The organism is Lacinutrix sp. 5H-3-7-4, from assembly GCF_000211855.2.
Classification (GTDB): Bacteria; Bacteroidota; Bacteroidia; order Flavobacteriales; family Flavobacteriaceae; genus Lacinutrix.
The window spans coordinates 2,131,410-2,154,150 of sequence record NC_015638.1 but is presented as its reverse complement, the minus strand read 5'-3'; the positions used below and the strand labels follow the sequence as shown (position 1 = coordinate 2,154,150).

Here is a 22,741-nt window from a genome sequence, read left to right as displayed (position 1 = left end):
ATTAAATCGCATGAAAATATGAAGATAGAAAACACAAAAGCACAAATGCGTAAAGGTGTTTTAGAGTATTGCATCTTATCTGTCTTAAAAGACGACGATGCATACGTAGCCGAAATTTTAGGCACACTTAAGGACGCCAAGTTGCTTGTTGTAGAAGGTACAATTTATCCTTTATTAACAAGATTAAAAAACGCAGGACTTCTTAGTTATCGCTGGGAAGAAAGCACCTCTGGACCACCAAGGAAATATTATGGATTAACAGAAACAGGAAAGCTGTTTTTAAAAGAATTATCCACTACTTGGGACGAATTACAAACCGCAGTTAACACCGTTACACCATCAAAAAACAACAAAAATGAATAAAACAGTCAACATAAATTTAGCAGGTATATTTTTTCACATAGATGAAGATGCATACTTAAAATTGCAGCGCTATCTTGAGGCTATAAAACGTTCATTTACAGACTCTCAAGGAAGAAGTGAAATTATAGCAGATATTGAAGCTAGAATTTCAGAACTATTTTCAGAACGTGTAAAACACGATAAACAAGTTATTAGTGTAAAAGAAGTAGACGATGTAATCTCTATTATGGGACAACCCGAAGACTACTTAGTTGATGACGAAATTTTTGAAGATGAACCACAACACAAAACATATTCAAAATCTAAACCTTCTAAAAAATTATTTAGAGATACAGAAAACTCTTATGTTGGAGGTGTTTCGGCTGGTTTAGGTCACTATTTTGGTATCGATGCCTTATGGATTAGAATTATATGGTTCTTACTAATATTTGGTGCAGGAACTGGTGTTTTACTTTATATTTTACTTTGGATTTTTATTCCTGAAGCCACAACAACTTCAGAAAAAATACAAATGACTGGAGAAAAAGTTACCATTTCTAACATTGAAAAAAAAATTCGTGACGGCTTTGATAATGCTTCAGAAAACCTTCAAAAAACTGGTGATAAGTTAAAGGAAACCTTTGATAATGCTTCTGGAACAATTTCAGAATCTGTGAAAAATATAGATTTCAATCAAAAAAGCAATACTATAAAATCTAGTTCAAAGTCCTTTTTTGATACCATTGCAGACATTTTTATGTTCTTCTTAAAAATCTTTGCGAAATTTATAGGCGTTATTTTAGTATTTACTGGTGCTGTTGCTGTTATTTCACTAATTATAAGTTTTTTATCTTCTAATTTAGTAGATAATGTTCACATTCCTGGTGTAGATTTTAATGAGCTATCTATTGCATCTGGCGCACCATTTTGGCTATTTTCATTATTAGTGTTATTTGCAGTTGGTATTCCTTTTTTAATGCTGTTTTATTTAGGTTTAAAAATACTTGTAAACAATTTAAAGTCTATGGGTAACATTGCTAAATTTACACTGTTTGGCCTTTGGTTACTATCCATTATAGGTTTAATTATAATTGGTATTAAACAAGGTCTATCTTATAAAGAGGAAGCTAAAGTTATAAAAACAGAGCAACTTTATAATGTTACTAAAAACGACACCTTATTTATCACCATGCAGAATAACGATTATTATGCTGAAAACTTTAGAAGATCGTTTCATAATTTTGACGAAGGTTTTAATGAGAGTGGAGAGAAAGTTACTTACTCTCAAGGTGTGCGCTTAATTGTAAAATCTACCAGAGATAGTGTTGCTAAAATTAGAATTGAACGCTCTTCTCGTGGTACAACTTACAATGTAGCTAAAGACAGAGCCGAAAATATTAGTTACAATTATGCTTTAGTTAATAACGAATTAAAATTAGACAACCATTTTTTAATCCCAAATAATAACAGGCATAGAGACCAAAAAGTAGAAGTTACTTTATACTTACCAGTAGGCAGTCACTTATTTGCAGATAAAAACACGTATAATTACCATAGTAACAACTCTTACCGCTATAACGATATTTTAGATCATGGTATGGAGTCTAACTTTCTTGAAGTAAAAAACAATAGTTTATTATGCTTAGACTGCCCAAATAATGACGATAATGATGACGATGACTTTAAAGTTAGAGTAGATATAAATAACGATAACGCAGAGTTAAAAATTAACGATGAAGGTTTTGAAGCAAAAAACAAAAATTCTCAAGTTGTTATAGATGACAATGGCGTTAAGGCAAAAAGCGAAAAAGTAAATGTTACTATAGATGAAGATGGAATAGAAATCTCTTCTAAACAAAAAGATAATTAGCACTTACAATTTATCAATCAATCAATCAATCAAAATAAAAACCAATCAAAAAAATGATAACTATAGCTAAATTTTTAATCGAAACAGTACTTGAAATTTTTGTTTAAGTACTAATAACAAACCAACCAATTGTAAAACCATTTCAAACTTTAAAAGAGTTTGGGATGGTTTTTGTTATATATTTGCCATACTTAGTTAAAGTATTTGATAACAAACTATTTAAAATAAAAAATGATTAAAAAACTACAATTAACTATTATTGCATTACTAACTATTTTTTTAAGCTTCGCACAAGATCTTGAAAAAATTAAAGGTAGCAGAAATGTTGTTACAGAAATAACAGAGCTTTCTCCATTTAACAGGTTGGTAATTGGTGATGATTTTGAAATTAAAATTTTACAAGGTTTAGCGCCATCTGTACAAATTGAAGCAGATGATAACTTATTTAACGCCATTAGTTACGAAGTACAAAACGGTAGTTTAAAGTTTACCAAATTACAGCGTATTACATCTAGCAAAAGGTTTAACATAACCGTAATTGTAAAAGACTCTTTAAACGCTATAGAACTAAAAGAAAATGCTCAGTTAACCTCTGGAAACACATTACTGCTTCAAGATTTTAATTTAATAACTCATGCTAATTCAAGAACATATTTAACCTTTAAAGCTAAAAACTTTAATTTTACTCATAATGATAAAAGTAAAGCCGAATTAAATGTTACTGCAGATGCCGCAACTTTAAACCTTAAAGAAAGTACTAGCTTAAAAGCATTAATTAATACTGCCAATACAAATATATCTATGCTTAAAAATGCTTATGCTAAAATTGAAGGAGACACTAATGATTTGAGTATTACTACAGATAATAGTACAAATTTAAAAGCCGAAAACTTTACCTCGAAAAATTGTAGTTTAATTACTAAAGATAAAGCAGATGTTTATATAGATGTAAACAACGCTTTAACTCTTGAAGCTTCTGGAAGCACCCAAACTTATATTTATGGTAGTCCTAAAATAGAATTAAATAAATTTGAAAATAGCGCTGTTTTAAGAAAAAAGTAGACGCTATTAAAAATAAAAAAAGCCGAAAGACATTAATGTTTTTCGGCTTTTTTTATTAAGTATTATATTTAGTTATAGTTAGAAGTTGACACTTCAAAACTTGCATCTTTTGCTGCTAAATAGCGCTCTGCATCTAAGGCTGCCATACAACCTGTACCTGCTGCAGTAATAGCTTGTCTATAAACATGATCTGCTGCATCACCACTTACAAAAACACCATCTACATTAGTTTTAGATGTTCCTGGCTTTTCGTTTATAATATAACCTGTCTCATCTAAATTTAAATAGCCTTTAAAAATATCTGTATTTGGTTTATGTCCTATAGCTACAAAAAATCCAGTTGCTGGAATTTCTTTAGTTTCGTTAGTTTGGTTATTTTTAACTCTAACTCCAGTAACTACTTGTCCATCACCAAGAACCTCATCGGTTTCTGTATTAAATAAAATTTCAATATTTTCAGTTTTCTGTACTCTTTCAGCCATAATTTTAGAAGCTCTAAACTCATCACGACGCACTAACATTGTTACTTTAGTACAAAGTTTAGAAAGATAATGCGCTTCTTCACAAGCACTATCTCCTGCTCCAACAATAACAACTTCTTGGTTTTTATAAAAGAAACCATCACATACAGCACATGCCGAAACGCCACCACCAAGTTTTAAATATTTTTGCTCAGAGTCTAAACCTAAATATTTTGCACTGGCTCCAGTAGAAATAATTACAGTGTCACAATGTATTTCTTTTTCATCATTTACCCATACTTTATGTACGTCACCAGAAAAATCTACTTTAGTAATCCAGCCGTTTCTAACGTCTGTTTCAAAACGTTCTGCTTGGCTTTGTAATTCCATCATCATTTCTGGTCCTGTAATACCTGTTGGATAACCAGGGAAATTTTCAACTTCATTAGTAGTTGTTAATTGTCCTCCTGGTTGCGTACCTTGATACAAAACAGGTTTCATATTTGCTCTGGCTGCATATATGGCTGCAGTATAGCCTGCTGGTCCAGATCCTATTATTAAACATTTTACTTTTTCTATTGTGCTAGACATAATCTTTAATTTTATATAACAAAAGTAGGTTTTTTAACCTAAAACTTACACTTAAGTTATCAACAGATGTTATTGAATTATAAGCTTAAATTATCACTTAAAATTTTATTAAAAATGTCAAAAAAAGATGTTAATTGTATCAATAGTGTTAAATGTTAAACTTAACTTTATGAAATAATAACACAACTAATTACCATGAGCAGCATAGCAACCAACGAAAATGAAGTTATATTATATTACAATTCTAAAACATCTTTAGGCAAACAAACCTTACCTTATATTGAAGCTGCAGAAAGAAAAATTAGAACGGTAGATATTTCGTTAACAAAAATTACTGGCACACAATGGGCTACATTAGCTCAAAAACTTAATTTAACTTTAAGCGAATTAGTAAATTGTGAGCATCCAGATTTTGTAAAAAACTATAAAACACCAGCAAACCTATCTCAAGAAGACTGGATAAAAATTTTAAATGCACATCCAGAAACTTTAAAGTGTCCTATTTTAATTACAGGAAACTCGTATAACTTAATAGAAACACCATCTAAAGCTCTCTCTTTTTTAAAAGTTAAAGGCAAAGATATTGATGCCCAAAACCCTAACTAAACACATTCTTTAATTTTAAATTCTACTTTTTAAAACACCTTTATCATTATTTACTAATGTGTTTTTTTTGTGTATTACAAATAAGTTTGGTGAGTATAATTAAACACTTTATTAAAATATGGCTATTAAGGCAACTATAAATCACGACTCAATAAAAGATATTGTTCTAGAACTTTCAAAGGTTTTAGGTACAGATCATGATGAAGACAATAATGAACTTTGTTTCGATTTGCCTAAAAAATTAGGTGATGGTCATTTTAGAGCTATCGAGTTTGATTTCGGTGTTGGTATTATTTTGGCAGATTTTCTTATTAACGAAAAAATGACGCTTACCTTTAAGAAAGAAAAAATAAACCCTCTAAAAATATTTTTAAATCTTGATGCGCCAATTCAATTTATAGATCAAGAACATAGCACCAAACTTAATAGGCTAGAGAGTGTTATGGTTAGTCCAAGCACTAATGAGTGCCAAAACTTTGTTTTTAATAGCAACAAGCCTATTACATTTTTCTATATTCAAATTAATAGAAAACTGTTTGAAAGTAAAGTAGAACAGTTTATTGGTGATATGAGTGAAGATTTAGAAACCTTACTTAGAGACCTTAATGGTATTAATAAGTTTTATTACAATGGTTATTTTTCACTTGATATAGCAGAGTTAATTGAGGAGTTTAAAACTTGTGAACTTACAGATTTTATGCAATCTGTATTTTTAGAAGGTAAAACATACGAGGTTATTATGAGATATCTACAACTTTATGTAGATAAAAACAACTCTAAAAACAGCCACAAATTAATAAGGCAATCTTCAATTATAAAAATTGAAAAAGCTGTGGCAATTATAAAAAAAGAGTTAGATGTACGAATTAGTGTTAACGCGTTAGCAAAGCGCGTTGGCTTAAATCAAAACACATTACAATCTGGTTTTAAGCAATTATTTTCAACCTCTGTTAACGAGTATATTAGAGATCAAAAAATTGAATATGCAAAAAATCTCTTAGAAAAATCAGATTTAAACATCACCGAAATAACATATAAAATTGGTATAAATTCCAGAAGTTATTTTTCAAAACTTTTTAAAGAACGCTATAGCGTTACACCAAAAGAATACTTATTGCAGTGTCGTAAGCGCAAAAGCAAATCGGCATAATTAATAATTATATTTTTTATAATATAAACTTCAAAATAAGTTAAAACAAATACCTTTTAAATTTAAAAGCACTCAAAAGTGTTACTCTACGTTTCAATAATGTTAATCGATAGAGCAAAAAAAAAGTTTTTTTGTAGCAAAACCACCAACCAATCTACCATTAATTTAACATTAAGATTGCGACGCTATGAAAAATATAAAGAGTATTAATTCTTTTCCTAAACAAATATTTAGGTTAAAAGATTTATTTGGAGGTATAATTACCGAGGATTACGGTATCTACACATTAGAGTTTAATAATACCATAGGAAATGGTATAGTAAAACATTATAGCTTAAATGAAGGTAGTACAGTTTTAGATTTTAATATAACCTTAAACGAGGATATTGTTTATAAAATAGGAGAAAACGAAAGTAACTTATTATTTTTTGCTTATTGTACCGAAGGTAATACTTACTTTAAATCGCCAAAAAATGAAAAATATATTAAAATTGAAGAACTTAGGCCAAGTATAATTGGTGCATTTAAAAATGAAAAAAATCAAATTAACATTAAAAAGGACATTAAATTTATTTTTAATTTGATTACCATAGATAAAGACAATTATTTTAATAAATTTTGTAAAAATCCTATAGAAAAAACAATACAACTAGATCAATTACTTCGCGCTTTTGAAGCACTAGAGTCTAAAGTTTTTAAAAGTTCTTATAATTTAAAAATTGCCGATTTTTTAAGGCATGCCAACACTATTAAAATTGATAATTCTATTGCTAATGTTTTAAAAATTGAAAGTAATTACCAACATATTTTAGCTTTGCACATAGACCAGTTCTATACAGAAATGTTTGATGAACACAGTGTTGCTACATTATCTAAATTCGAATTACAAAAAATAAGACAAATTACAGAACATATTATTTCTAATCCAGAAGTTCAACACTCTATAAGTAGTTTATGTTCAAAAATCACGATGTCTCCAGCAAAATTACAAGAAGGTTTTAAAGGCATGCATGATACAACTGTTGCCGATTTTGTTAGAAATGTAAGAATAGATAAAGCCGAAAAACTTCTAGCCGAAACAGATTTAAACATTTCTGAAATTGTATATTCCATAGGACTTACAAGTAGAAGTTACTTTTGTAAAATTTTTAAAAGCAAATACAACTGTAGTCCTAAACGTTACAGAAAAATAATACGAAGTAAACCTGTTACATAATGTAATATTTATAGTATAAAAAAAAGGATACCTAAAATAGGTATCCTTTTTGTTTAACTAGTTATTTAACCAACCAAAATAACTAGTCAACAATATCTTCAAGTCCTTTAATGGTATTTAAACCAGTTTCAATTTTAGACTTTTGTTCTTGTAATATAGATTTGGTAGACATTGGTAAACTAACGTCTTCCATTACATCGCTATATTCGCTTACTGCTGCTTTTTCACCTCTAATAGATTCTTCAAGCATACTCTCTTCATTTTCATTAGAAAAAAGCGCCTTTGTATCCATCCAAGCTCTATGTAAAGATCCTTTTACACTTCCACCTTTGTCAACTTCTTGACCAAAAGCTTTAATCTCTTCTTTTAATTCGTGACCAAATTCGTAACGCTGTTGTGCTTTATTACTAAAATAGTTTTTAAGTCCAGTGTGATCTACGTTTTCTGCTGCTTTTTTATATCCTTTTTCAGCATCGTACGTTCTTTCTAATAAATCATTAAGTTTTGTTCCTACTTCTTCTGTGTATGTTGCCATAATATTTTTGTTTTTAGTTAATATTAATTTCAAATAACGTTTGTTATTTATATTATAAAATTAACACTAAAAGAAGTGAATCATTGACGTATTTAAAAGTTATAATGACTCAAAAAATTATTAATATTTTTAACAAAATATAACGTTAAAAAAGCTATTGACTATTAGTATTATATACAAATTCTGGTTTAAATTTTTTGAGTAAAAAAAGCAAAGCTTCTTCAGTTTTTGTTCTGTTAGGTTGTGGCTTTGTATTAGTTTCTATAATACTAAAAGCATTTGCAATAGAGTTATTTTTATAGCTTTCAATTAAAACGGGATGCACATAGTATTTTCTACATACATTTCTTGTATTACCTAATGCTTTTGCTGAAGCATCTAAACCTTTAATAATGTTTTTATCTTTAATTTTATCATCTTCAGTTAAACCCAAATCATATATAGTATCTAAAAATACTACCGATGCTGCCCAAGTTCTAAAGTCTTTCGCTGTAAAATGCTGTTCACATAAAGAATAAATATATTCGTTTACCATACTACTATATATAGTATGCTTATCACCATTTTCATCAAAATACTTAAAGAGTTCCCATCCCGGTAATTCTTGACATTTATTTACTAAATAAATTAATTTTTTATTACGAATACTTATAGAATGTTCTTTTCCTTTTTTCCCTATAAACTCAAATCTTATTGCATCTTTATTTACATTTACATGCTTAGTACGTAGTGTGGACAACCCATAGGTTTTATTTCTTTTTGCATATTGAGAATTACCAATTCTAATATGGGTTTCTTCCATTAATCTAATAACTAGCGCTAAAGTTTTTGTTTTAGGCCAACCGTTTTGGTTTAAATCTAGATCTATTTGCTCTCTAATTAAGGGTAGAGATTGTGCAAAAAAACGCATACGATAAAATTTGGTTTGGTTTCTAATTTTATTCCACGTTGGATGATAACGGTATTGTTTTCTATACTTGGCATCTCTACCTGTTGCTTGCAAATGTGTATTCTCTAAATACGATATATTAACTTTTTCCCAAGCTGGCGGTATTACTAAGCTATTAATGCGATTTAATTCTTTTTTATCATTTATAGGTTTTCCTTCAAACTCGTAAATAAAAGATTTTTTATTTCTTTTTCTTTTAATTTTAAGTTCGTTTTCGCTTGCATAAACTAAGTTTAATTTTTCTATAGCTAATTCTGGCTCATGCCATAATTGCTTTAAAAAAGTATCGCTATTTAATTTAGTTGCCATTGTTAACTATCGTTGAGCATCTATATAGTTTTGGTACTCTTGTGATAATGACGTTTTTTGCTTACTAGACAGTACTTTTCCTGCCATTTGAAATATTGTATGCTCCTCATCATCCAAATGGTGCTCAACTTCTTCTTTTAATTTTTTGGCTACTTTTAACCAACCAGAAGAATCATAATCCATAGATTCAAGCTCTTCTAATATTTCATCAATTTCATGATGCTCTGCAATTGCATGTCTGGCTTGGTCTTGAGTTAAATCGTCATCTATTAATGGGATATAAAAAAAACGTTCTTCTCCATCTTCATGAATTTTTAATTCTTGTTTTACTTTTTTAAAAAGGGCATCTCTTTCTTTAGTATCTCCAGAGGTTTTTACTAATTTATCTAGTAAATCACGTTGTATTTCGTGGTCTTTTCTTAAGGCTTCAAAAATATTCATAATGTATTGTTTTTGGTTATTGGTTTGTTATAAAATTAATGAAATATAAAATTGACTAATAATCCTATAAATCAAAAAAGAAACGTTTTTGCGTAAAAAAACCGGAATTAATCCGGTTTAAATTGTATTTTAAAATAATGCCTATCGCTTAAATAACTTTTTTAGTAAAACCATAGAACCTAATTTTCCTGCTACCTTAATTCCAGTTTGCATCCATTGAGATGGCTGTAAACTTTCTTTTAATTCTCCTTTAACAGCTTTTAGCTCTTCTTTTGCTATTTGTCGTTCTAAGTCTAAGCGTTTAAGATCTAATTCTATATCTTCAAAACTATTATATACTTTTCTCATCTTTAAAAAAGGATTTAGATATTTTTTGTATTACAAACGTGTTTATAAAATTTCTTGATGCAAATAATATTAACGATACTAACGTAAATATTATTCCTACAATTACAAAGCCTGCAGTATAACTATCTAACAGTTTTCCTATATATAAAGACAGTGAAATAGCCATAAAAAATATACCTATTAAAAAAACACCACCAATAGCTAAAACTTTAAACAACATACTAACAGATTTTGTTAGTTGTTCAAAAATTTTAAGCTTATAGAAATCGTGTGTTTTTTTTAAATATAACTCAGACTTATCTACTGCTTTTGTTGAAGCGTCATTTAATGATTCAAATACAGACATTTATTATACTGTTTTCTTTAAATCTGTATCCTTTTGCAACTGCTTATTTTTTTCTTTTAAAGCTTCTAGTTTCTTCTCTAAAGTGTTTATAATATCATCTGCTTTATAACTTGCGTTAGATACTACACTTTCTAATTGAGTTTCTAAAGTTGCTTTACCAGAACTAACAGTACTCTGTATTTGATCTTTTAAATCTACAGCTCCAGCTGCAACTTTATCTTTAGCCAAAATAGCTTCATCTGTTAATTTTCTGCGGGTATTAACACCTTTATCTGGTGCAAATAAAATTCCTAAAGTTGCTCCTATTGCAGACCCTAATAAAAGACCTAATGCTGTATTACTACTATTACTCATGTTTTTAATTTTAGTTGTTAATATTGTTTGTTATCTTGTTAGTAAATAAGCTACTAACGTTCTAAACAAAGTTACAATATGCATTATAACTTACTCTTAAAATTAACTTAAAGAAACTGCTAAATGTTTGTTAATCCATCACCAAAACTACGTTTTTTAAGAAATTTTGTAGAATTTTATCAATGAATCAACAAAAATATGAAGAATACACTAACAACATACAATCCTTATAATGGTGAGAAACTTGATGATTACGAGCTGTTTTCTAAACAAAAAACACAATCTGTACTCAACGCATCGCATAGCACTTTTCTAGACTGGAAATTAACTAGTATAAAAAAGCGAACCAATTTACTTATTAAACTTGGAGATGTTTTAAATGAAAACATTGAAAAATATAGTAAACTCATCACCTTAGAAATGGGTAAACCTATTTCTCAAAGTCGAGCAGAAATTGAAAAATGTATATTGCTTTGTGACTTTTATGAAAAAAATGCCGATAGATTTCTATCCGATCAAATAATTGAAACCGAAGCACACGAGAGTTTTGTAAGCTACGATCCCTTAGGTGTAATTCTAGCAGTAATGCCATGGAATTATCCTTTTTGGCAAGTATTTAGATTTGCCGTACCAACACTAACTGCAGGAAATACTGGCTTATTAAAACACGCATCAAATGTTACAGGTTGCGCTTTAGCAATACAAGAAATTTTTGAGCAAGCAGGCTATCCTATAGGATGTTTTCAAACCTTAGTAACAGATCATGACACTATAGAAAACTTAATTCAAGATAGCAAAATTAAAGCTGTATCCTTAACAGGTAGCGAAAAAGCAGGAGTTAGCATTGCAAGTACAGCAAGCAAAGTGCTTAAAAAATCTGTTTTAGAGCTAGGCGGAAATAACGCTTGTATAGTTTTAGATGATGCAGATTTAGATAAATATCTAGATACAATGGTTAATGCAAGATTTCAAAACTCTGGTCAAAGCTGTATAGCAGCAAAAAGATTTATTGTTACAGAAGGCATTTATGATGAATTTTTAGAGAAATTTAAATCTAAAGTTGAAAGTTATACGTTTGACGATCCTTTAAAAGAAAGCACAAAAATAGGAACTCAAGCAAGAGAAGATTTAGCCGAAGATTTAAAACAACAAATTGAAGCCTCTATAAAAAAAGGAGCTAAAGTAATATTAGGTAACAAAAAAGAAAAAGCCTATTTCTCGCCAACAATACTAACAGATATTACAGAAGATATGGAAGTATTTAAAGAGGAAACATTTGGGCCAGTAGCTCCAATTATTAAAGCTAAAGATTTAGATGATGCTATAGAAAAAGCATCAAACAGTAAATTTGGACTTGGTACTATGCTCTTTACAAAAGACATTGAAACCGCAAGAAAAAAAATTATACATATTGAAGATGGCGCTTTTTTTATAAACGAATTAGTAAAATCTGATCCAAGACTGCCGTTTGGAGGCACAAAAGCCTCTGGTTATGGTAGAGAATTATCAAACGAAGGTATACATGAGTTTGTAAACATAAAAACTGTATACATAAATAAGTAATAACTAACAAAAACAAAAATAATGAGCTTAATTAAAGACGAAGACGAAAAAAGAAACGATTATATTTTACAAAAAGATAAAACAACAAAAAGTGTTTCAACTTTTGTAATTATAGCATTAATAGTTCTGGTAGTAGGCGTTGTAGCCTCAGGACTAATATTTAAGTGGTTCTAAACACTTATAGTTATAAATAAAAAAAATCCAATCTAAATTTAGATTGGATTTTTTTGTCGGGGTGGCAGGATTCGAACCTGCGGCCTCCACGTCCCAAACGTGGCGCGATAACCGGGCTACGCTACACCCCGAATTTAGAATTCTAACTTAAAAAAGATATTATTCTAGTTTTAGGAGGTGCAAATATAACTTATTTTATAAATTACAGTGTATAATTTATCGTAAATTGTAAAAACTTTTTTTTCTCATGAAAATAAAAACACTATCGCTATACCTTTTTGTATTAATTTCAACCTTGAGTTGCGCCCAAGATAAAAACCCTATAAACACAAAAAACACCCACCAAATCATTGTACCAGAGCTAAATAATCCTTGGGGATTTGTTTTTCTTCCAGATGGCTCTATATTAATAAATGAAAAAGAAGGAAAAATAATACACTATACAAATAATAAAAAAATTGAAATAACTGGCTTACCAGAAATTTATGTTCGCGGTCAAGGAGGTTTATTAGATATTGCTTTACATCCAGATTTTAAGAATAATGGTTGGATATATTTCTCTTATGCTTCGCCAAAAGGAGAAAATAATGGTGGAAATACAGCAATTATGAGAGCAAAAATAAAAAACAACACATTAATTAATAAACAATTATTATATAAAGCAGAGCCCAACACTACAAAAGGGCAACATTTTGGATCTAGAATTGTTTTTGATAAAAACGGATATTTATTTTTTACCATTGGAGAACGTGGCGCACGCGATGTTAACCCACAAGACTTATCTAGAGATGGTGGTAAAGTATATAGGTTAAATGATGATGGCAGTGTGCCAAAAGACAACCCGTTTATTAATACCAAAGGCGCAAAAAAAGCAATATGGTCTTACGGGCATCGCAATCCGCAAGGCATGGAACTAAATCCAGATACAAAAGAAATCTGGACACATGAACATGGACCAAAAGGTGGTGATGAAATAAATATTATACAAAAAGGTAAAAATTATGGTTGGCCTGTAATTACTTACGGCAAAAACTATTCTGGAACTAGTATTACAGATAAAACAAAGCAAAAAGGCATGGAGCAACCATTGCATTATTGGACGCCATCTATAGCTCCAAGCGGTATGGCTTTTATAAACTCAAAAAAATACGGTGATTGGAATGGTAGCTTACTAGTTGGCTCTTTAAAATTCACTTACCTAGATCGCTGTGAAATTAAAAACGGAAAAGTAGTTAAAGAAGAAAGACTTTTAGATGGTATTGGAAGAGTAAGATCTATTGAGCAAGGCCCAGATGGTTTTATTTATGTTGGTGTAGAAAATTTAGGAATTGTAAAATTAATTAGAGAATAAATATGAAATTATTAAGCTTCGGTTTTTGCATGCTATTTTTATTAAGTAGTTGTAATTCATCTAATAAAAAATTGGTTCAAAAAAGTGAATTTGAAAAACAGGATTTTTCTGAAGGCAAACAAGTTTATGAAGATTTTTGCATGCAATGTCACATGGCTAACGGTAAAGGTGTACCAAGAGCATTTCCGCCTTTGGCAAAATCAGATTATCTTAAAAATAAAAGAGAAGCAAGCATTAAAGCTATAAAATATGGGTTATCTGGAAGCATTACTGTAAATGGTAAAGTATATAATAGTAATATGGCACCGCAAGGTTTAAGCAACAAAGAAATTGCCGATGTAATGAACTACATTACAAATAGTTGGGGTAACAAAAACACATCGTTAATAACTGAAGAAGAAGTTTCAAAGATTCAACGCTAAAAGTTTGTTCTAAATTCCTAAATTTGCTCGGTTAAATTTAATAAATAAAAAACATGTTAATAATAGGAATTGCTGGCGGTACTGGTTGCGGAAAAACTACAGTAGTAGAGCAAATAATGAATGAATTGCCAGACGGTGAAGTTGGTATAATATCTCAAGACTCTTACTATAAAGATACAACTGGATTAACCTACGAAGAGCGTGTAAATATTAATTTTGACCACCCTAAGTCAATAGATTTCAAACTTTTAAGACAACATTTAACAACCTTAAAAGCCGGAAATAGTATAGAACAACCTGTATATTCTTTTGTAGACCATAACAGAACAAAAGAAACAATTACTACATTACCAAAACGCGTAATGATTGTAGAAGGTATTTTAATACTTAGTAAACCAAAAATTCGTAATATGTTTGATATTAAAATTTTTGTGCATGCAGATAGTGACGAGCGTTTAATTAGACGCTTAAAAAGAGATATAGCTGAACGCGGAAGAGATATAGACGAGGTTTTAACACGTTACCAAACCACTTTAAAACCAATGCATCAACAATTTATAGAACCTATGAAAGAGTATGCAGATTTAATAATACCAAACAACAAATACAATACAGTTGCAGTAGATATAGTTAGAACTATTATTAACGATAAATTAGATTAGTGCTTAAATATTTCAAAAATATCTTTTTATTAATATTCACAGCTTTTGCCGTGTGGATGTTGTTTTTTGATAGTAACTCGTTATTAATACACAACGAACTTAATAACGAAATTAAAGCTATAGAAAACGAAAAAGAATATTACAGAAAAGAAATAGTTAAAGACAATAAAGCTATAAAGGAACTTAAAAAAGAAGAAGGTCTCGAGAAGTTTGCAAGAGAAGAATATTACATGAAGCGCGATAACGAAGACATTTATATAATAGAATATCAAGACAGTACTAAAGCAGAAAATTAAAATGAATAAACCATTATTTAAAGATTTTGAAGGTGTTTCTGCTAAAGCATGGAAACAAAAAATTCAAGCCGATTTAAAAGGTGCAGATTATAATGATGCTTTAATTTGGTCTACACCAGAAGATATTAACGTTAAACCGTTTTATCATAAAACAGATTTTGATGAGAAACCAATTTTAGAAACTCCATCAAACTCATGGCATATTTGCCAAAGTATTTTCGTGTTTGATGTAGAAAAATCTAATACAAAAGCTATAGATGCTTTAAATCGTGGTGCAGAAAGCATTAAATTTATTATACCTAATAAAGAGGTTTCAATACCAACTTTATTACAAAATATTCCTACTACTACTCCGCTCTATTTTCAATTACAATTTTTAGATTCAGAATATGCAAATACAATAACAAAAGCATTTCAAAACGCACATATTCAAACCGATATTATTGGAAATTTAGCAAGATCTGGAAATTGGTATTCTAATTTAAATAGTGACCACGAACAACTTAATAAAATTGCATCCAATTCAACAAATACATTAAGTGTAGATTTAAGCTTATATCAAAATGCTGGTGCAACTATAGTACAACAATTAGCTTATAGTTTAGCGCATGCTAATGAGTATTTAAACCATTTTCAAACTAGTTTAAAATCTCAAATTACATTTAATGTTTCGGTTGGCACCAATTACTTTTTCGAAATTGCAAAATTACGAGCGCTAAGAGTGCTTTATAAAACCTTAGCATTAGAATATAACCTACCTGGAGATTGTAACATTATTGCAATACCAACAAAACGCAACAAAACACTTTACGATTACAACACAAATATGCTTCGTACTACTACAGAGTGTATGAGTGCAATTCTTGGTGGAGCAAATACAATTTGCAATTTACCATATGATGCTTTATACCATAAAGACAACGAATTTGGTGAACGTATTGCTAGAAACCAATTATTGGTTTTAAAGCATGAAAGCTATTTTGATAGTGTTGAAAATGCTTCAGATGGTTCTTACTACATAGAAAGCCTAACCATTCAACTGGCAGAAAAAGCATTAGATCTTTTTAAAAACATTGAAGCCAATGGCGGTTTTTTAAATCAATTAAAAGAAGGTCTTATCCAGAAAAAAATTAAAGAAAGCGCTACAAGCGAACAAAACCTTTTTGATAATGGCGAACTCACATTGTTAGGCACAAATAAACACCCTAATAAAAGCGATAGAATGAAAGAAGAGTTAGAGCTTTATCCTTTTTTAAAAATGAATGCCAGAAAAACGTTAATTGAACCTATTTTAGAGAAACGTTTAGCAGAAACCTTAGAACAAAACAGATTAAAAACAGAATAAATATTTAAAAAATGAAGACAATTTCTAAACTTTTAATTTTAGCTATTTTAGTAAACTTTTCAAGCTGTGACAATTCTAAAAACCAAATTGAATACAAATTTGCTTCCAGCCCAAAAGTTTTGGCTTGCGAAATGAGTAATAGTGAATTATATAACGAAGCAATTCATTCTTTCGAAAATGATATAGTTGCTTTTTACGATAAAAATGCAACAAACAATAAGTTTAAAACTTACTCGGGTTTTATAAATAACTTAAATAATGGTAGAATACGTTTTGATGTTATCGCTAGTAAACACAGTCTTGATATAGCAAAACAATTGCAAAAAGAATCTAACTTATGGTCTACTAAAAACGCAACTACAACTTTAAATTACTCACACCCAATAGTAGATTGTATATCAAACAATATAAAAACCCAATATATTAAAGAAACTTTTAATGCTTTACTAACTACAAATAGTATGCGTAAAAATTTAATTTTACCACCATTACAAGGCATCACTAGATCTATCCAAACAGATGGAAGTTTAATTGCTTTTTTAGCTTTCGAGTACTACTACCCAAACATTTGGAATTTAAATCCTGAGAATGTAAAAAAACTAGAAGCACCAAAACAACCAAAAGTTAATTTTAATAAAACTCCTGCAAAAATACAGAACCCAAGAGTAACAGATAAAAAGGATTCTCACGCAGGACATAATCACGATTAATGAGCAGAAAAGACTTTCAACATATAAGCATAAAATCTAGTAATAATCAAAGCAGTACAAGTGTAAAAACTACAAAGACTGCAGAAGATATAACTATTAAATCTATATACTCTAAAAAAGATTTAGATAGTTTAGAACATTTAGATTTTGTAGCAGGAATTGCACCTAATTTACGAGGTCCATATTCTACCATGTACGTTCGTAGACCATGGACTATTAGGCAATATGCAGGATTTTCTACTGCCGAAGAAAGCAATGCCTTTTACCGTAGAAACCTTGAAGCAGGACAAAAAGGACTATCTGTAGCTTTCGATTTAGCTACACACCGTGGTTACGATAGTGATCATGAACGCGTGGTTGGAGATGTAGGAAAAGCAGGTGTGGCTATTGATAGTGTAGAAGACATGAAAGTTTTATTTAACCAAATACCGTTAGATAAAATGTCGGTTTCCATGACAATGAATGGTGCCGTTTTACCAATATTAGCTTTTTATATTGTTGCTGCCGAAGAACAAGGTGTAAAACCCGAAGCATTAGCAGGAACCATTCAAAATGATATTTTAAAGGAATTTATGGTGCGTAATACATACATTTATCCACCAACACCTTCTATGAAAATCATTTCGGATATTTTTGAATACACGAGCAAGAACATGCCTAAATTTAATAGCATTAGTATTTCTGGTTACCATATGCAAGAAGCTGGTGCTACTTGTGATATTGAGTTAGCTTACACCTTAGCAGATGGTTTAGAATATATTAGAAAAGGCTTAGCAGCAGGAATGGATATAGATACCTTTGCTCCTAGACTTTCTTTCTTTTGGGCTATTGGAATGAATCATTTTATGGAAATCGCAAAAATGCGAGCTGCTAGAATGTTATGGGCTAAACTAGTAAAACAATTTAATCCAAAAAACGCAAAATCACTTGCTTTAAGAACGCATTGCCAAACAAGCGGATGGAGTTTAACAGAGCAAGATCCTTTTAATAATGTAGCACGTACAACTATTGAAGCTGCTGCAGCTGCATTTGGCGGTACACAAAGTTTACATACTAATGCGTTAGACGAAGCTATTGCCTTACCAACAGATTTCTCTGCCAGAATTGCAAGAAACACTCAAATATTTCTACAAGAAGAAACCAATATTACAAAAACAGTAGATCCTTGGGCTGGAAGTTATTATGTTGAAAAACTAACACATGATATTGCACAAAAAGCATGGTCTTTAATTGAAGAAGTTGAAGAACTGGGAGGCATGACAAAAGCAATTGAAGCTGGTATTCCTAAACTTAGAATTGAAGAAGCCGCTGCAAGAAAACAAGCACGAATAGATTCTGGACAAGACGTAATTGTTGGTGTTAATAAATATGTTTTAAAAGAAGAAGATCCTTTGCATATTTTAGAAGTAGACAATCAAACTGTAAGACGTCAACAAATTGAAAGCTTAAATAAAATTAAAGCCGAAAGAAATACTCAAAAAGTTGAACAAGCATTAAATAATTTAACTCAAGCTGCTCAATCTGGTAAAGAAAATTTATTAGCTTTAGCCGTAGAAGCTGCACGAGAACGTGCAACTTTAGGAGAAATTAGTGATGCTTTAGAAACTGTATTTGGCAGATATAGAGCACAAATAAAATCATTTTCTGGCGTGTATAGTAAAGAAATTAAAGACGATTCGTCTTTTGCAAAAGCAAAAGAACTAGCAGACCAATTTGCAGAACAAGATGGTAGAAGGCCTCGTATTATGATTGCAAAAATGGGACAAGACGGTCATGATCGTGGCGCAAAAGTTGTAGCAACAGGTTATGCAGATGTTGGCTTTGATGTAGATATTGGACCATTATTTCAAACACCAAAAGAAGCTGCAAAACAAGCCGTAGAAAACGATGTGCATGTTTTAGGAGTTTCTTCTCTTGCTGCCGGTCACAAAACATTAGTACCACAAGTAATAGAAGAATTAAAACAATATGGCCGAGAAGATATTATGGTAATTGTTGGTGGTGTAATACCAAAACAAGATTACCAATATCTATTTGATGCTGGTGCTGTAGCTGTATTTGGACCTGGTACTAAAATTAGCGAAGCTGCAATTACTCTTTTAGAAATTTTAATTGATTAAGATATTTAATATATGAATAAAATAATTACTGTTTTTTTTATTTTTTTTATAAGCTTAAGCTATGCCCAAAAAATCAAAAAAAATCAATATTATTCGTATGAATTTAAAGAGATTAGTAAAGATTCCTTTTACTCTTTATTAGATAAAGATGAAAATCTCACCTTAAAATACGAAAATGACTCAACTTATATAAATGCTATTTTTAAAATAAAAAGAAAAGCTAGTTTTACTAAGGATGAGTTTAATAATTTAAAGAAAAAATTAGAAGTTTTATCAAATAAAAAAATAGATTTAAATTCAACAATAATTATAAATTACCTTTCAAAAAACCCAAAAATAAAAGACTCTATAAATAAAACGAAGTGGAATATATTCCATAAAAAATACCTAAAAAAAATAAAAAAAGAACTAAATGTATCTGTCTTTTGGATAAATAATCCTTTACAAAAAAACTTAAGGTATTATAGAGATGACTTAGTTAATTGGATTGAAGATAAAGATCATTATTTTAGAGATTTATTGTTTCCTTACGATTTTTTATATGGAAGTTTTTCTGTCATTGACAATCAAGGCAACTATATTTCTAATTATGGTGAATATGGGAAACAACAAGTTATTGAATACCTTGAAGAGTTAAATAAAAAAAAATAACATTATTGGAACAACAATTGCATTAAGATTACTACAATTTAATAATCTATGAAAAGCAGAAAGCATAAATACAACTTTAATTTAGTAAGCTGTTTTTGTGTATGTTTAATTTCGTTTTTTGGTTTTGCACAACAACCAACAATACAAGATTCTATTGCAATAAGAAATGCTGTAAAAAATCATAATTCTGATAAAAAAGAAAAAACAAATAAGCCTATACTTTTTAACGGCATCGATGGTCCATACATTATAAAAGATACATTATATAGAGTTACAAAAAACAATAAGCTTATTGTTTCTCTTATTTCTCAAAAAGATTCTATACACGTAAAAACAGATAATAACGATTTTAATGAGTTCTATTTTTCATTAAAATCTAATTATACAATACCCGAAACTAATTACGAATTACCAGAAAAAATAGTAGTAATTTCAGATATTGAGGGCAAATATGATGCTTTCTCTAGTTTTTTATTCGCGAACAAAATAATTGATAAAGACCATAATTGGATTTTTGGTAAAGGACATTTAGTTTTAGGTGGCGATTTTGTAGATAGAGGAAAAAACGTAACACAAGTACTTTGGCTAATTTACAAGCTAGAACACCAAGCCAAATTGCAAAACGGAATGGTTCATTTTATTTTAGGCAACCACGAAATACTTAATTTTCATGGAGATTATAGATACAATCGTGGAAAGTATATAAAAGCAGCTCAAGAAATAAGTCACATAGATGATAAAAAAGAAGCTTTAAAATACCTTTACTCTCAAGAATCGGAATTAGGTAAATGGTTAGCTACAAAAAATGTTATTGAAAAAATTGGAGATTATTTATTTGTTCATGCAGGACTTAGTCCAGAAACACTAGATTACGAATTAAGTTTAAGTGATATAAACAATCTTATTCGTTTAAGGTTTGATACCATTAAAAAACCCAAAAACAAAACACTTAATTTTTTATATAGCCCAAAAGGTCCTTTTTGGTATCGTGGTTTAGTAAAAACAAGGTTTCAATACGACAGAATTAAAAAAGAAGAGCTTGATGCTATTTTAAGATATTACGATGTTAAAAAAATAGTTATTGGTCATACTCCTGTAAATGAAATTTCTACTGATTTTAGTGGAAAAATTATTAGAACCGATGTGCATCACGGTTACCAAAAATTCTCTGGAGACACAAAAGGCTTACTTATTGAAAATGGTATAGAATATATTATTGACGATAAAGCAAATAAAACATTATTAAAGCAATAATTATAGGCTATTAAAATAGTCGTCTAGTATATTAAGTCTATCCTCCAACCATTGCTTTAAATACTCATAATGCTCTTTATTAGAGACTTCGTTTAACTTATTTTGCCAAACTAATTGTTCACGCTCATAAATTTTATTTTTAGTAAATTTATTATAAAGCTTATCTACTTTTGCTAATAAAGTTTTATAACTATATTCATTTGTTTTTAAAGCATTCCATCGTGATTTTACTTTGGTTTTATAGTCATTAGGGTTTAGTTCCAATAACCTATTAAACAGCCCATTTCCTAAAATATCTTTTCTATATTTTTCCTGCTTACCATCTTGTATAATTCCCATTACTCCGTCTAAATCCCAGGCTACAAAAAAGTAAGGCTCACCACTATTATATTTAGCTAAATAGTAATTTTTCCCAAGGTTATCTGTTGCTCTAACTACATTTATAAAAATATAGTAATCAATTACATTTTCAATATGCACATTATTTTCAATTGTATTTTTAAACAAATCTTCACTACCATTAACCACTAAATCTTGAAACTTAGCTAAATCTTTCCATTCGGCTTTATAATCTATAAAAGGATACTCAATCCTCCAACCATTCCAATGTGGAAATAGGTTATTATATTTTGGAGATTTTGTAAAGTCTGGTCCACCTTTATACGAGTTGGCTTTAAATAATTCTCCGTGTATATTTTTACCTTCGTTCTCTTTTAATTGTAATTGCTTTCTGTCTATAGATTCTGAAAATTGATACAAACCATAATACTCATCATTTTTAAATAACTCTACATAAGCAATATCAATTCCGCTTTTAGCTTTTGGTTCTAGCTTAGAGTAATAAGGCTCATGAACTTTAGTCCATAATTTAGCCGAAATATGAGATCGTAAACGTAAAGGCTCATTAAACATACCATCAAGAATCCAGTCATCATCAGATCTTAGTCCTTTAAATTTTAAATCTTTTTTCTGTTTAGTAATACTATCTTTCCAAAACTCTATATCAAAAGACTTTTTCGCAAATGTTAGCGACAAATTCCCACGATGTCTCACACCCATTGTGCTTTTAATATGTTCACCAGCATTATAATAACAAAAATAACCTGGAATTTTATTGTTTCGGTTTATTTTAGAGTCGACTATAGTAACTTGTACTACAGGCAGTTTTGTAATATAAAGTGTATAATCACGCCCATTGTTAACACTATATGCTTCAGCATAAGACAATGTTTTTACCACGTTTTCAAACTTTAAAACAGTATTAAACTTAACCTGGCTAATACTTTTATTTTCAGCATTAATAGAATCTAAATCCTTAATATGCCAAACAATAATTTTATTTTTATTATCGATACCGTAACTACCTGCTTCAGCTATAATTTCTTGAGCAAATATGAGGTTTACACTAAAAAAAATAATAACCAATATTAAAACTTGCTTAAGTTGCTTCATTGTTCTGTTTATATTTTGCATATATGTTAAAGTAACAAATTATTTTTAACTCTACTACACTCATTTTTTAGCAATTGTTATGCCTAAGGCAGAAATTAACTTAAAATTTAAAACTTTTTATATAAAATGTTAAAATTTTATCAAAACAAAAACATAATCTG

General features: G+C 29.6%; 25 protein-coding genes and 1 tRNA gene. 17 read left to right on the top strand and 9 right to left on the bottom strand.

What is annotated here, in order from left to right; genetic code table 11:
- The first annotated feature begins 18 nt into the window (after positions 1-18).
- From LACAL_RS09600 to LACAL_RS09590, 3 genes are all read left to right on the top strand, one after another.
- Positions 19-363, top strand: a complete 345-nt coding sequence (locus LACAL_RS09600) for a PadR family transcriptional regulator (protein ID WP_013870530.1) — start codon at positions 19-21, stop codon at positions 361-363.
- The gene (locus LACAL_RS09595; protein WP_013870529.1) at positions 356-2,212 is read left to right on the top strand and encodes a PspC domain-containing protein; all 1,857 of its coding nucleotides are present in this window, start codon (positions 356-358) and stop codon (positions 2,210-2,212) included. Before LACAL_RS09600 ends, LACAL_RS09595 begins: the two co-directional genes overlap by 8 nt.
- 231 nt (positions 2,213-2,443) lie before the next feature.
- Positions 2,444-3,274 carry a GIN domain-containing protein gene (locus LACAL_RS09590; RefSeq protein WP_013870528.1) on the top strand — a complete coding sequence of 277 codons (831 nt, stop codon included), beginning with the start codon at positions 2,444-2,446 and terminating at the stop codon, positions 3,272-3,274.
- Positions 3,275-3,342: 68 nt separating this feature from the next.
- Here the strand turns inward: LACAL_RS09590 and trxB are convergent, their stop codons facing one another.
- Positions 3,343-4,326, bottom strand: a complete 984-nt coding sequence (gene trxB / locus LACAL_RS09585; protein WP_013870527.1) for a thioredoxin-disulfide reductase — start codon at positions 4,324-4,326, stop codon at positions 3,343-3,345.
- Between the two features lie 195 nt (positions 4,327-4,521).
- Between trxB and LACAL_RS09580 the strand changes: the two genes are divergently transcribed.
- The 3 genes from LACAL_RS09580 to LACAL_RS09570 all read left to right on the top strand — a co-directional run bounded on the left by LACAL_RS09580 (position 4,522) and on the right by LACAL_RS09570 (position 7,298).
- Complete coding sequence (locus LACAL_RS09580; protein WP_013870526.1) at positions 4,522-4,932, top strand: arsenate reductase family protein; 411 nt, start codon at positions 4,522-4,524, stop codon at positions 4,930-4,932.
- A 118-nt stretch (positions 4,933-5,050) separates the two neighbouring features.
- Positions 5,051-6,082: a helix-turn-helix transcriptional regulator gene (locus tag LACAL_RS09575; protein WP_013870525.1), complete on the top strand. Its 1,032-nt coding sequence runs from the start codon at positions 5,051-5,053 to the stop codon at positions 6,080-6,082.
- Between the two features lie 187 nt (positions 6,083-6,269).
- On the top strand, positions 6,270-7,298 hold the full coding sequence (locus LACAL_RS09570; protein WP_013870524.1) for an AraC family transcriptional regulator: 1,029 nt from the start codon (positions 6,270-6,272) through the stop codon (positions 7,296-7,298).
- Positions 7,299-7,380: 82 nt separating this feature from the next.
- On the opposite strand, the gene LACAL_RS09565 is transcribed toward LACAL_RS09570, so the two are convergent.
- The 6 genes from LACAL_RS09565 to LACAL_RS09540 all read right to left on the bottom strand — a co-directional run bounded on the left by LACAL_RS09565 (position 7,381) and on the right by LACAL_RS09540 (position 10,580).
- A complete protein-coding gene (locus LACAL_RS09565) occupies positions 7,381-7,833 on the bottom strand; it encodes a PA2169 family four-helix-bundle protein (protein WP_041301450.1) in 453 nt (150 codons plus the stop codon).
- 154 nt (positions 7,834-7,987) lie between these two features.
- Entirely contained in the window at positions 7,988-9,091 is a 1,104-nt protein-coding gene (locus tag LACAL_RS09560; RefSeq protein WP_013870522.1) for a DNA topoisomerase IB, read from the bottom strand.
- A gap of 6 nt (positions 9,092-9,097) precedes the next feature.
- Positions 9,098-9,532 carry a hemerythrin domain-containing protein gene (locus tag LACAL_RS09555; protein ID WP_013870521.1) on the bottom strand — a complete coding sequence of 145 codons (435 nt, stop codon included), beginning with the start codon at positions 9,530-9,532 and terminating at the stop codon, positions 9,098-9,100.
- A 141-nt stretch (positions 9,533-9,673) separates the two neighbouring features.
- The gene (locus tag LACAL_RS09550) at positions 9,674-9,880 is read right to left on the bottom strand and encodes a hypothetical protein (RefSeq protein ID WP_013870520.1); all 207 of its coding nucleotides are present in this window, start codon (positions 9,878-9,880) and stop codon (positions 9,674-9,676) included.
- Positions 9,864-10,226: a hypothetical protein gene (locus LACAL_RS09545; RefSeq protein ID WP_013870519.1), complete on the bottom strand. Its 363-nt coding sequence runs from the start codon at positions 10,224-10,226 to the stop codon at positions 9,864-9,866. The genes LACAL_RS09550 and LACAL_RS09545 overlap by 17 nt, the downstream gene beginning before the upstream one ends.
- A 3-nt stretch (positions 10,227-10,229) precedes the next feature.
- Positions 10,230-10,580, bottom strand: a complete 351-nt coding sequence (locus tag LACAL_RS09540) for a YtxH domain-containing protein (RefSeq protein WP_013870518.1) — start codon at positions 10,578-10,580, stop codon at positions 10,230-10,232.
- Between the two features lie 198 nt (positions 10,581-10,778).
- Between LACAL_RS09540 and LACAL_RS09535 the strand changes: the two genes are divergently transcribed.
- Positions 10,779-12,143 carry an NAD-dependent succinate-semialdehyde dehydrogenase gene (locus LACAL_RS09535; protein WP_013870517.1) on the top strand — a complete coding sequence of 455 codons (1,365 nt, stop codon included), beginning with the start codon at positions 10,779-10,781 and terminating at the stop codon, positions 12,141-12,143.
- 21 nt (positions 12,144-12,164) lie between these two features.
- Positions 12,165-12,317: a hypothetical protein gene (locus tag LACAL_RS15440; protein WP_013870516.1), complete on the top strand. Its 153-nt coding sequence runs from the start codon at positions 12,165-12,167 to the stop codon at positions 12,315-12,317.
- A gap of 56 nt (positions 12,318-12,373) precedes the next feature.
- Here LACAL_RS15440 and LACAL_RS09530 read toward each other — a convergent pair.
- A tRNA-Pro gene (locus tag LACAL_RS09530) sits at positions 12,374-12,448 on the bottom strand.
- A gap of 116 nt (positions 12,449-12,564) precedes the next feature.
- Here LACAL_RS09530 and LACAL_RS09525 point away from each other — a divergent pair.
- The 9 genes from LACAL_RS09525 to LACAL_RS09485 are packed head-to-tail and all read left to right on the top strand — an operon-like array spanning position 12,565 to position 21,128.
- A complete protein-coding gene (locus LACAL_RS09525) occupies positions 12,565-13,668 on the top strand; it encodes a PQQ-dependent sugar dehydrogenase (protein ID WP_013870515.1) in 1,104 nt (367 codons plus the stop codon).
- A 2-nt stretch (positions 13,669-13,670) separates the two neighbouring features.
- On the top strand, positions 13,671-14,090 hold the full coding sequence (locus tag LACAL_RS09520; protein WP_237700984.1) for a cytochrome c: 420 nt from the start codon (positions 13,671-13,673) through the stop codon (positions 14,088-14,090).
- Between the two features lie 53 nt (positions 14,091-14,143).
- Positions 14,144-14,752: a uridine kinase gene (udk, locus tag LACAL_RS09515; protein ID WP_013870513.1), complete on the top strand. Its 609-nt coding sequence runs from the start codon at positions 14,144-14,146 to the stop codon at positions 14,750-14,752.
- Complete coding sequence (locus tag LACAL_RS09510) at positions 14,752-15,048, top strand: septum formation initiator family protein (RefSeq protein ID WP_013870512.1); 297 nt, start codon at positions 14,752-14,754, stop codon at positions 15,046-15,048. The genes udk and LACAL_RS09510 overlap by 1 nt, the downstream gene beginning before the upstream one ends.
- A gap of 1 nt (position 15,049) precedes the next feature.
- Positions 15,050-16,393: a methylmalonyl-CoA mutase subunit beta gene (locus LACAL_RS09505; RefSeq protein ID WP_013870511.1), complete on the top strand. Its 1,344-nt coding sequence runs from the start codon at positions 15,050-15,052 to the stop codon at positions 16,391-16,393.
- A gap of 11 nt (positions 16,394-16,404) precedes the next feature.
- The gene (locus LACAL_RS09500; protein WP_013870510.1) at positions 16,405-17,103 is read left to right on the top strand and encodes a hypothetical protein; all 699 of its coding nucleotides are present in this window, start codon (positions 16,405-16,407) and stop codon (positions 17,101-17,103) included.
- Complete coding sequence (scpA, locus tag LACAL_RS09495; protein WP_013870509.1) at positions 17,103-19,223, top strand: methylmalonyl-CoA mutase; 2,121 nt, start codon at positions 17,103-17,105, stop codon at positions 19,221-19,223. The genes LACAL_RS09500 and scpA overlap by 1 nt, the downstream gene beginning before the upstream one ends.
- A 12-nt stretch (positions 19,224-19,235) precedes the next feature.
- Entirely contained in the window at positions 19,236-19,874 is a 639-nt protein-coding gene (locus tag LACAL_RS09490) for a hypothetical protein (protein WP_013870508.1), read from the top strand.
- Positions 19,875-19,922: 48 nt separating this feature from the next.
- On the top strand, positions 19,923-21,128 hold the full coding sequence (locus LACAL_RS09485; protein ID WP_013870507.1) for a metallophosphoesterase: 1,206 nt from the start codon (positions 19,923-19,925) through the stop codon (positions 21,126-21,128).
- On the opposite strand, the gene LACAL_RS09480 is transcribed toward LACAL_RS09485, so the two are convergent.
- Complete coding sequence (locus LACAL_RS09480; protein ID WP_013870506.1) at positions 21,129-22,580, bottom strand: CotH kinase family protein; 1,452 nt, start codon at positions 22,578-22,580, stop codon at positions 21,129-21,131.
- Between the last annotated feature and the right edge of the window lie 161 nt (positions 22,581-22,741).

Excerpts from the sequence above, each read along its gene's own strand:
- LACAL_RS09535 (WP_013870517.1), top strand. The coding sequence starts at position 10,779 with ATGAAGAATACACTAACAACATACAATCCTTATAATGGTGAGAAACTT.
- LACAL_RS09565 (WP_041301450.1), bottom strand. The coding sequence starts at position 7,833 with ATGGCAACATACACAGAAGAAGTAGGAACAAAACTTAATGATTTATTA.
- LACAL_RS09570 (WP_013870524.1), top strand. The coding sequence starts at position 6,270 with ATGAAAAATATAAAGAGTATTAATTCTTTTCCTAAACAAATATTTAGG.
- LACAL_RS09560 (WP_013870522.1), bottom strand. The coding sequence starts at position 9,091 with ATGGCAACTAAATTAAATAGCGATACTTTTTTAAAGCAATTATGGCAT.
- LACAL_RS09595 (WP_013870529.1), top strand. The coding sequence starts at position 356 with ATGAATAAAACAGTCAACATAAATTTAGCAGGTATATTTTTTCACATA.
- scpA (WP_013870509.1), top strand. The coding sequence starts at position 17,103 with ATGAGCAGAAAAGACTTTCAACATATAAGCATAAAATCTAGTAATAAT.
- LACAL_RS15440 (WP_013870516.1), top strand. The coding sequence starts at position 12,165 with ATGAGCTTAATTAAAGACGAAGACGAAAAAAGAAACGATTATATTTTA.
- LACAL_RS09490 (WP_013870508.1), top strand. The coding sequence starts at position 19,236 with ATGAATAAAATAATTACTGTTTTTTTTATTTTTTTTATAAGCTTAAGC.
- LACAL_RS09540 (WP_013870518.1), bottom strand. The coding sequence starts at position 10,580 with ATGAGTAATAGTAGTAATACAGCATTAGGTCTTTTATTAGGGTCTGCA.
- LACAL_RS09480 (WP_013870506.1), bottom strand. The coding sequence starts at position 22,580 with ATGAAGCAACTTAAGCAAGTTTTAATATTGGTTATTATTTTTTTTAGT.
- LACAL_RS09580 (WP_013870526.1), top strand. The coding sequence starts at position 4,522 with ATGAGCAGCATAGCAACCAACGAAAATGAAGTTATATTATATTACAAT.
- LACAL_RS09555 (WP_013870521.1), bottom strand. The coding sequence starts at position 9,532 with ATGAATATTTTTGAAGCCTTAAGAAAAGACCACGAAATACAACGTGAT.
- LACAL_RS09545 (WP_013870519.1), bottom strand. The coding sequence starts at position 10,226 with ATGTCTGTATTTGAATCATTAAATGACGCTTCAACAAAAGCAGTAGAT.
- LACAL_RS09500 (WP_013870510.1), top strand. The coding sequence starts at position 16,405 with ATGAAGACAATTTCTAAACTTTTAATTTTAGCTATTTTAGTAAACTTT.
- trxB (WP_013870527.1), bottom strand. The coding sequence starts at position 4,326 with ATGTCTAGCACAATAGAAAAAGTAAAATGTTTAATAATAGGATCTGGA.
- LACAL_RS09575 (WP_013870525.1), top strand. The coding sequence starts at position 5,051 with ATGGCTATTAAGGCAACTATAAATCACGACTCAATAAAAGATATTGTT.
- LACAL_RS09590 (WP_013870528.1), top strand. The coding sequence starts at position 2,444 with ATGATTAAAAAACTACAATTAACTATTATTGCATTACTAACTATTTTT.
- LACAL_RS09485 (WP_013870507.1), top strand. The coding sequence starts at position 19,923 with ATGAAAAGCAGAAAGCATAAATACAACTTTAATTTAGTAAGCTGTTTT.
- LACAL_RS09505 (WP_013870511.1), top strand. The coding sequence starts at position 15,050 with ATGAATAAACCATTATTTAAAGATTTTGAAGGTGTTTCTGCTAAAGCA.
- LACAL_RS09550 (WP_013870520.1), bottom strand. The coding sequence starts at position 9,880 with ATGAGAAAAGTATATAATAGTTTTGAAGATATAGAATTAGATCTTAAA.
- LACAL_RS09600 (WP_013870530.1), top strand. The coding sequence starts at position 19 with ATGAAGATAGAAAACACAAAAGCACAAATGCGTAAAGGTGTTTTAGAG.
- LACAL_RS09520 (WP_237700984.1), top strand. The coding sequence starts at position 13,671 with ATGAAATTATTAAGCTTCGGTTTTTGCATGCTATTTTTATTAAGTAGT.
- udk (WP_013870513.1), top strand. The coding sequence starts at position 14,144 with ATGTTAATAATAGGAATTGCTGGCGGTACTGGTTGCGGAAAAACTACA.
- LACAL_RS09525 (WP_013870515.1), top strand. The coding sequence starts at position 12,565 with ATGAAAATAAAAACACTATCGCTATACCTTTTTGTATTAATTTCAACC.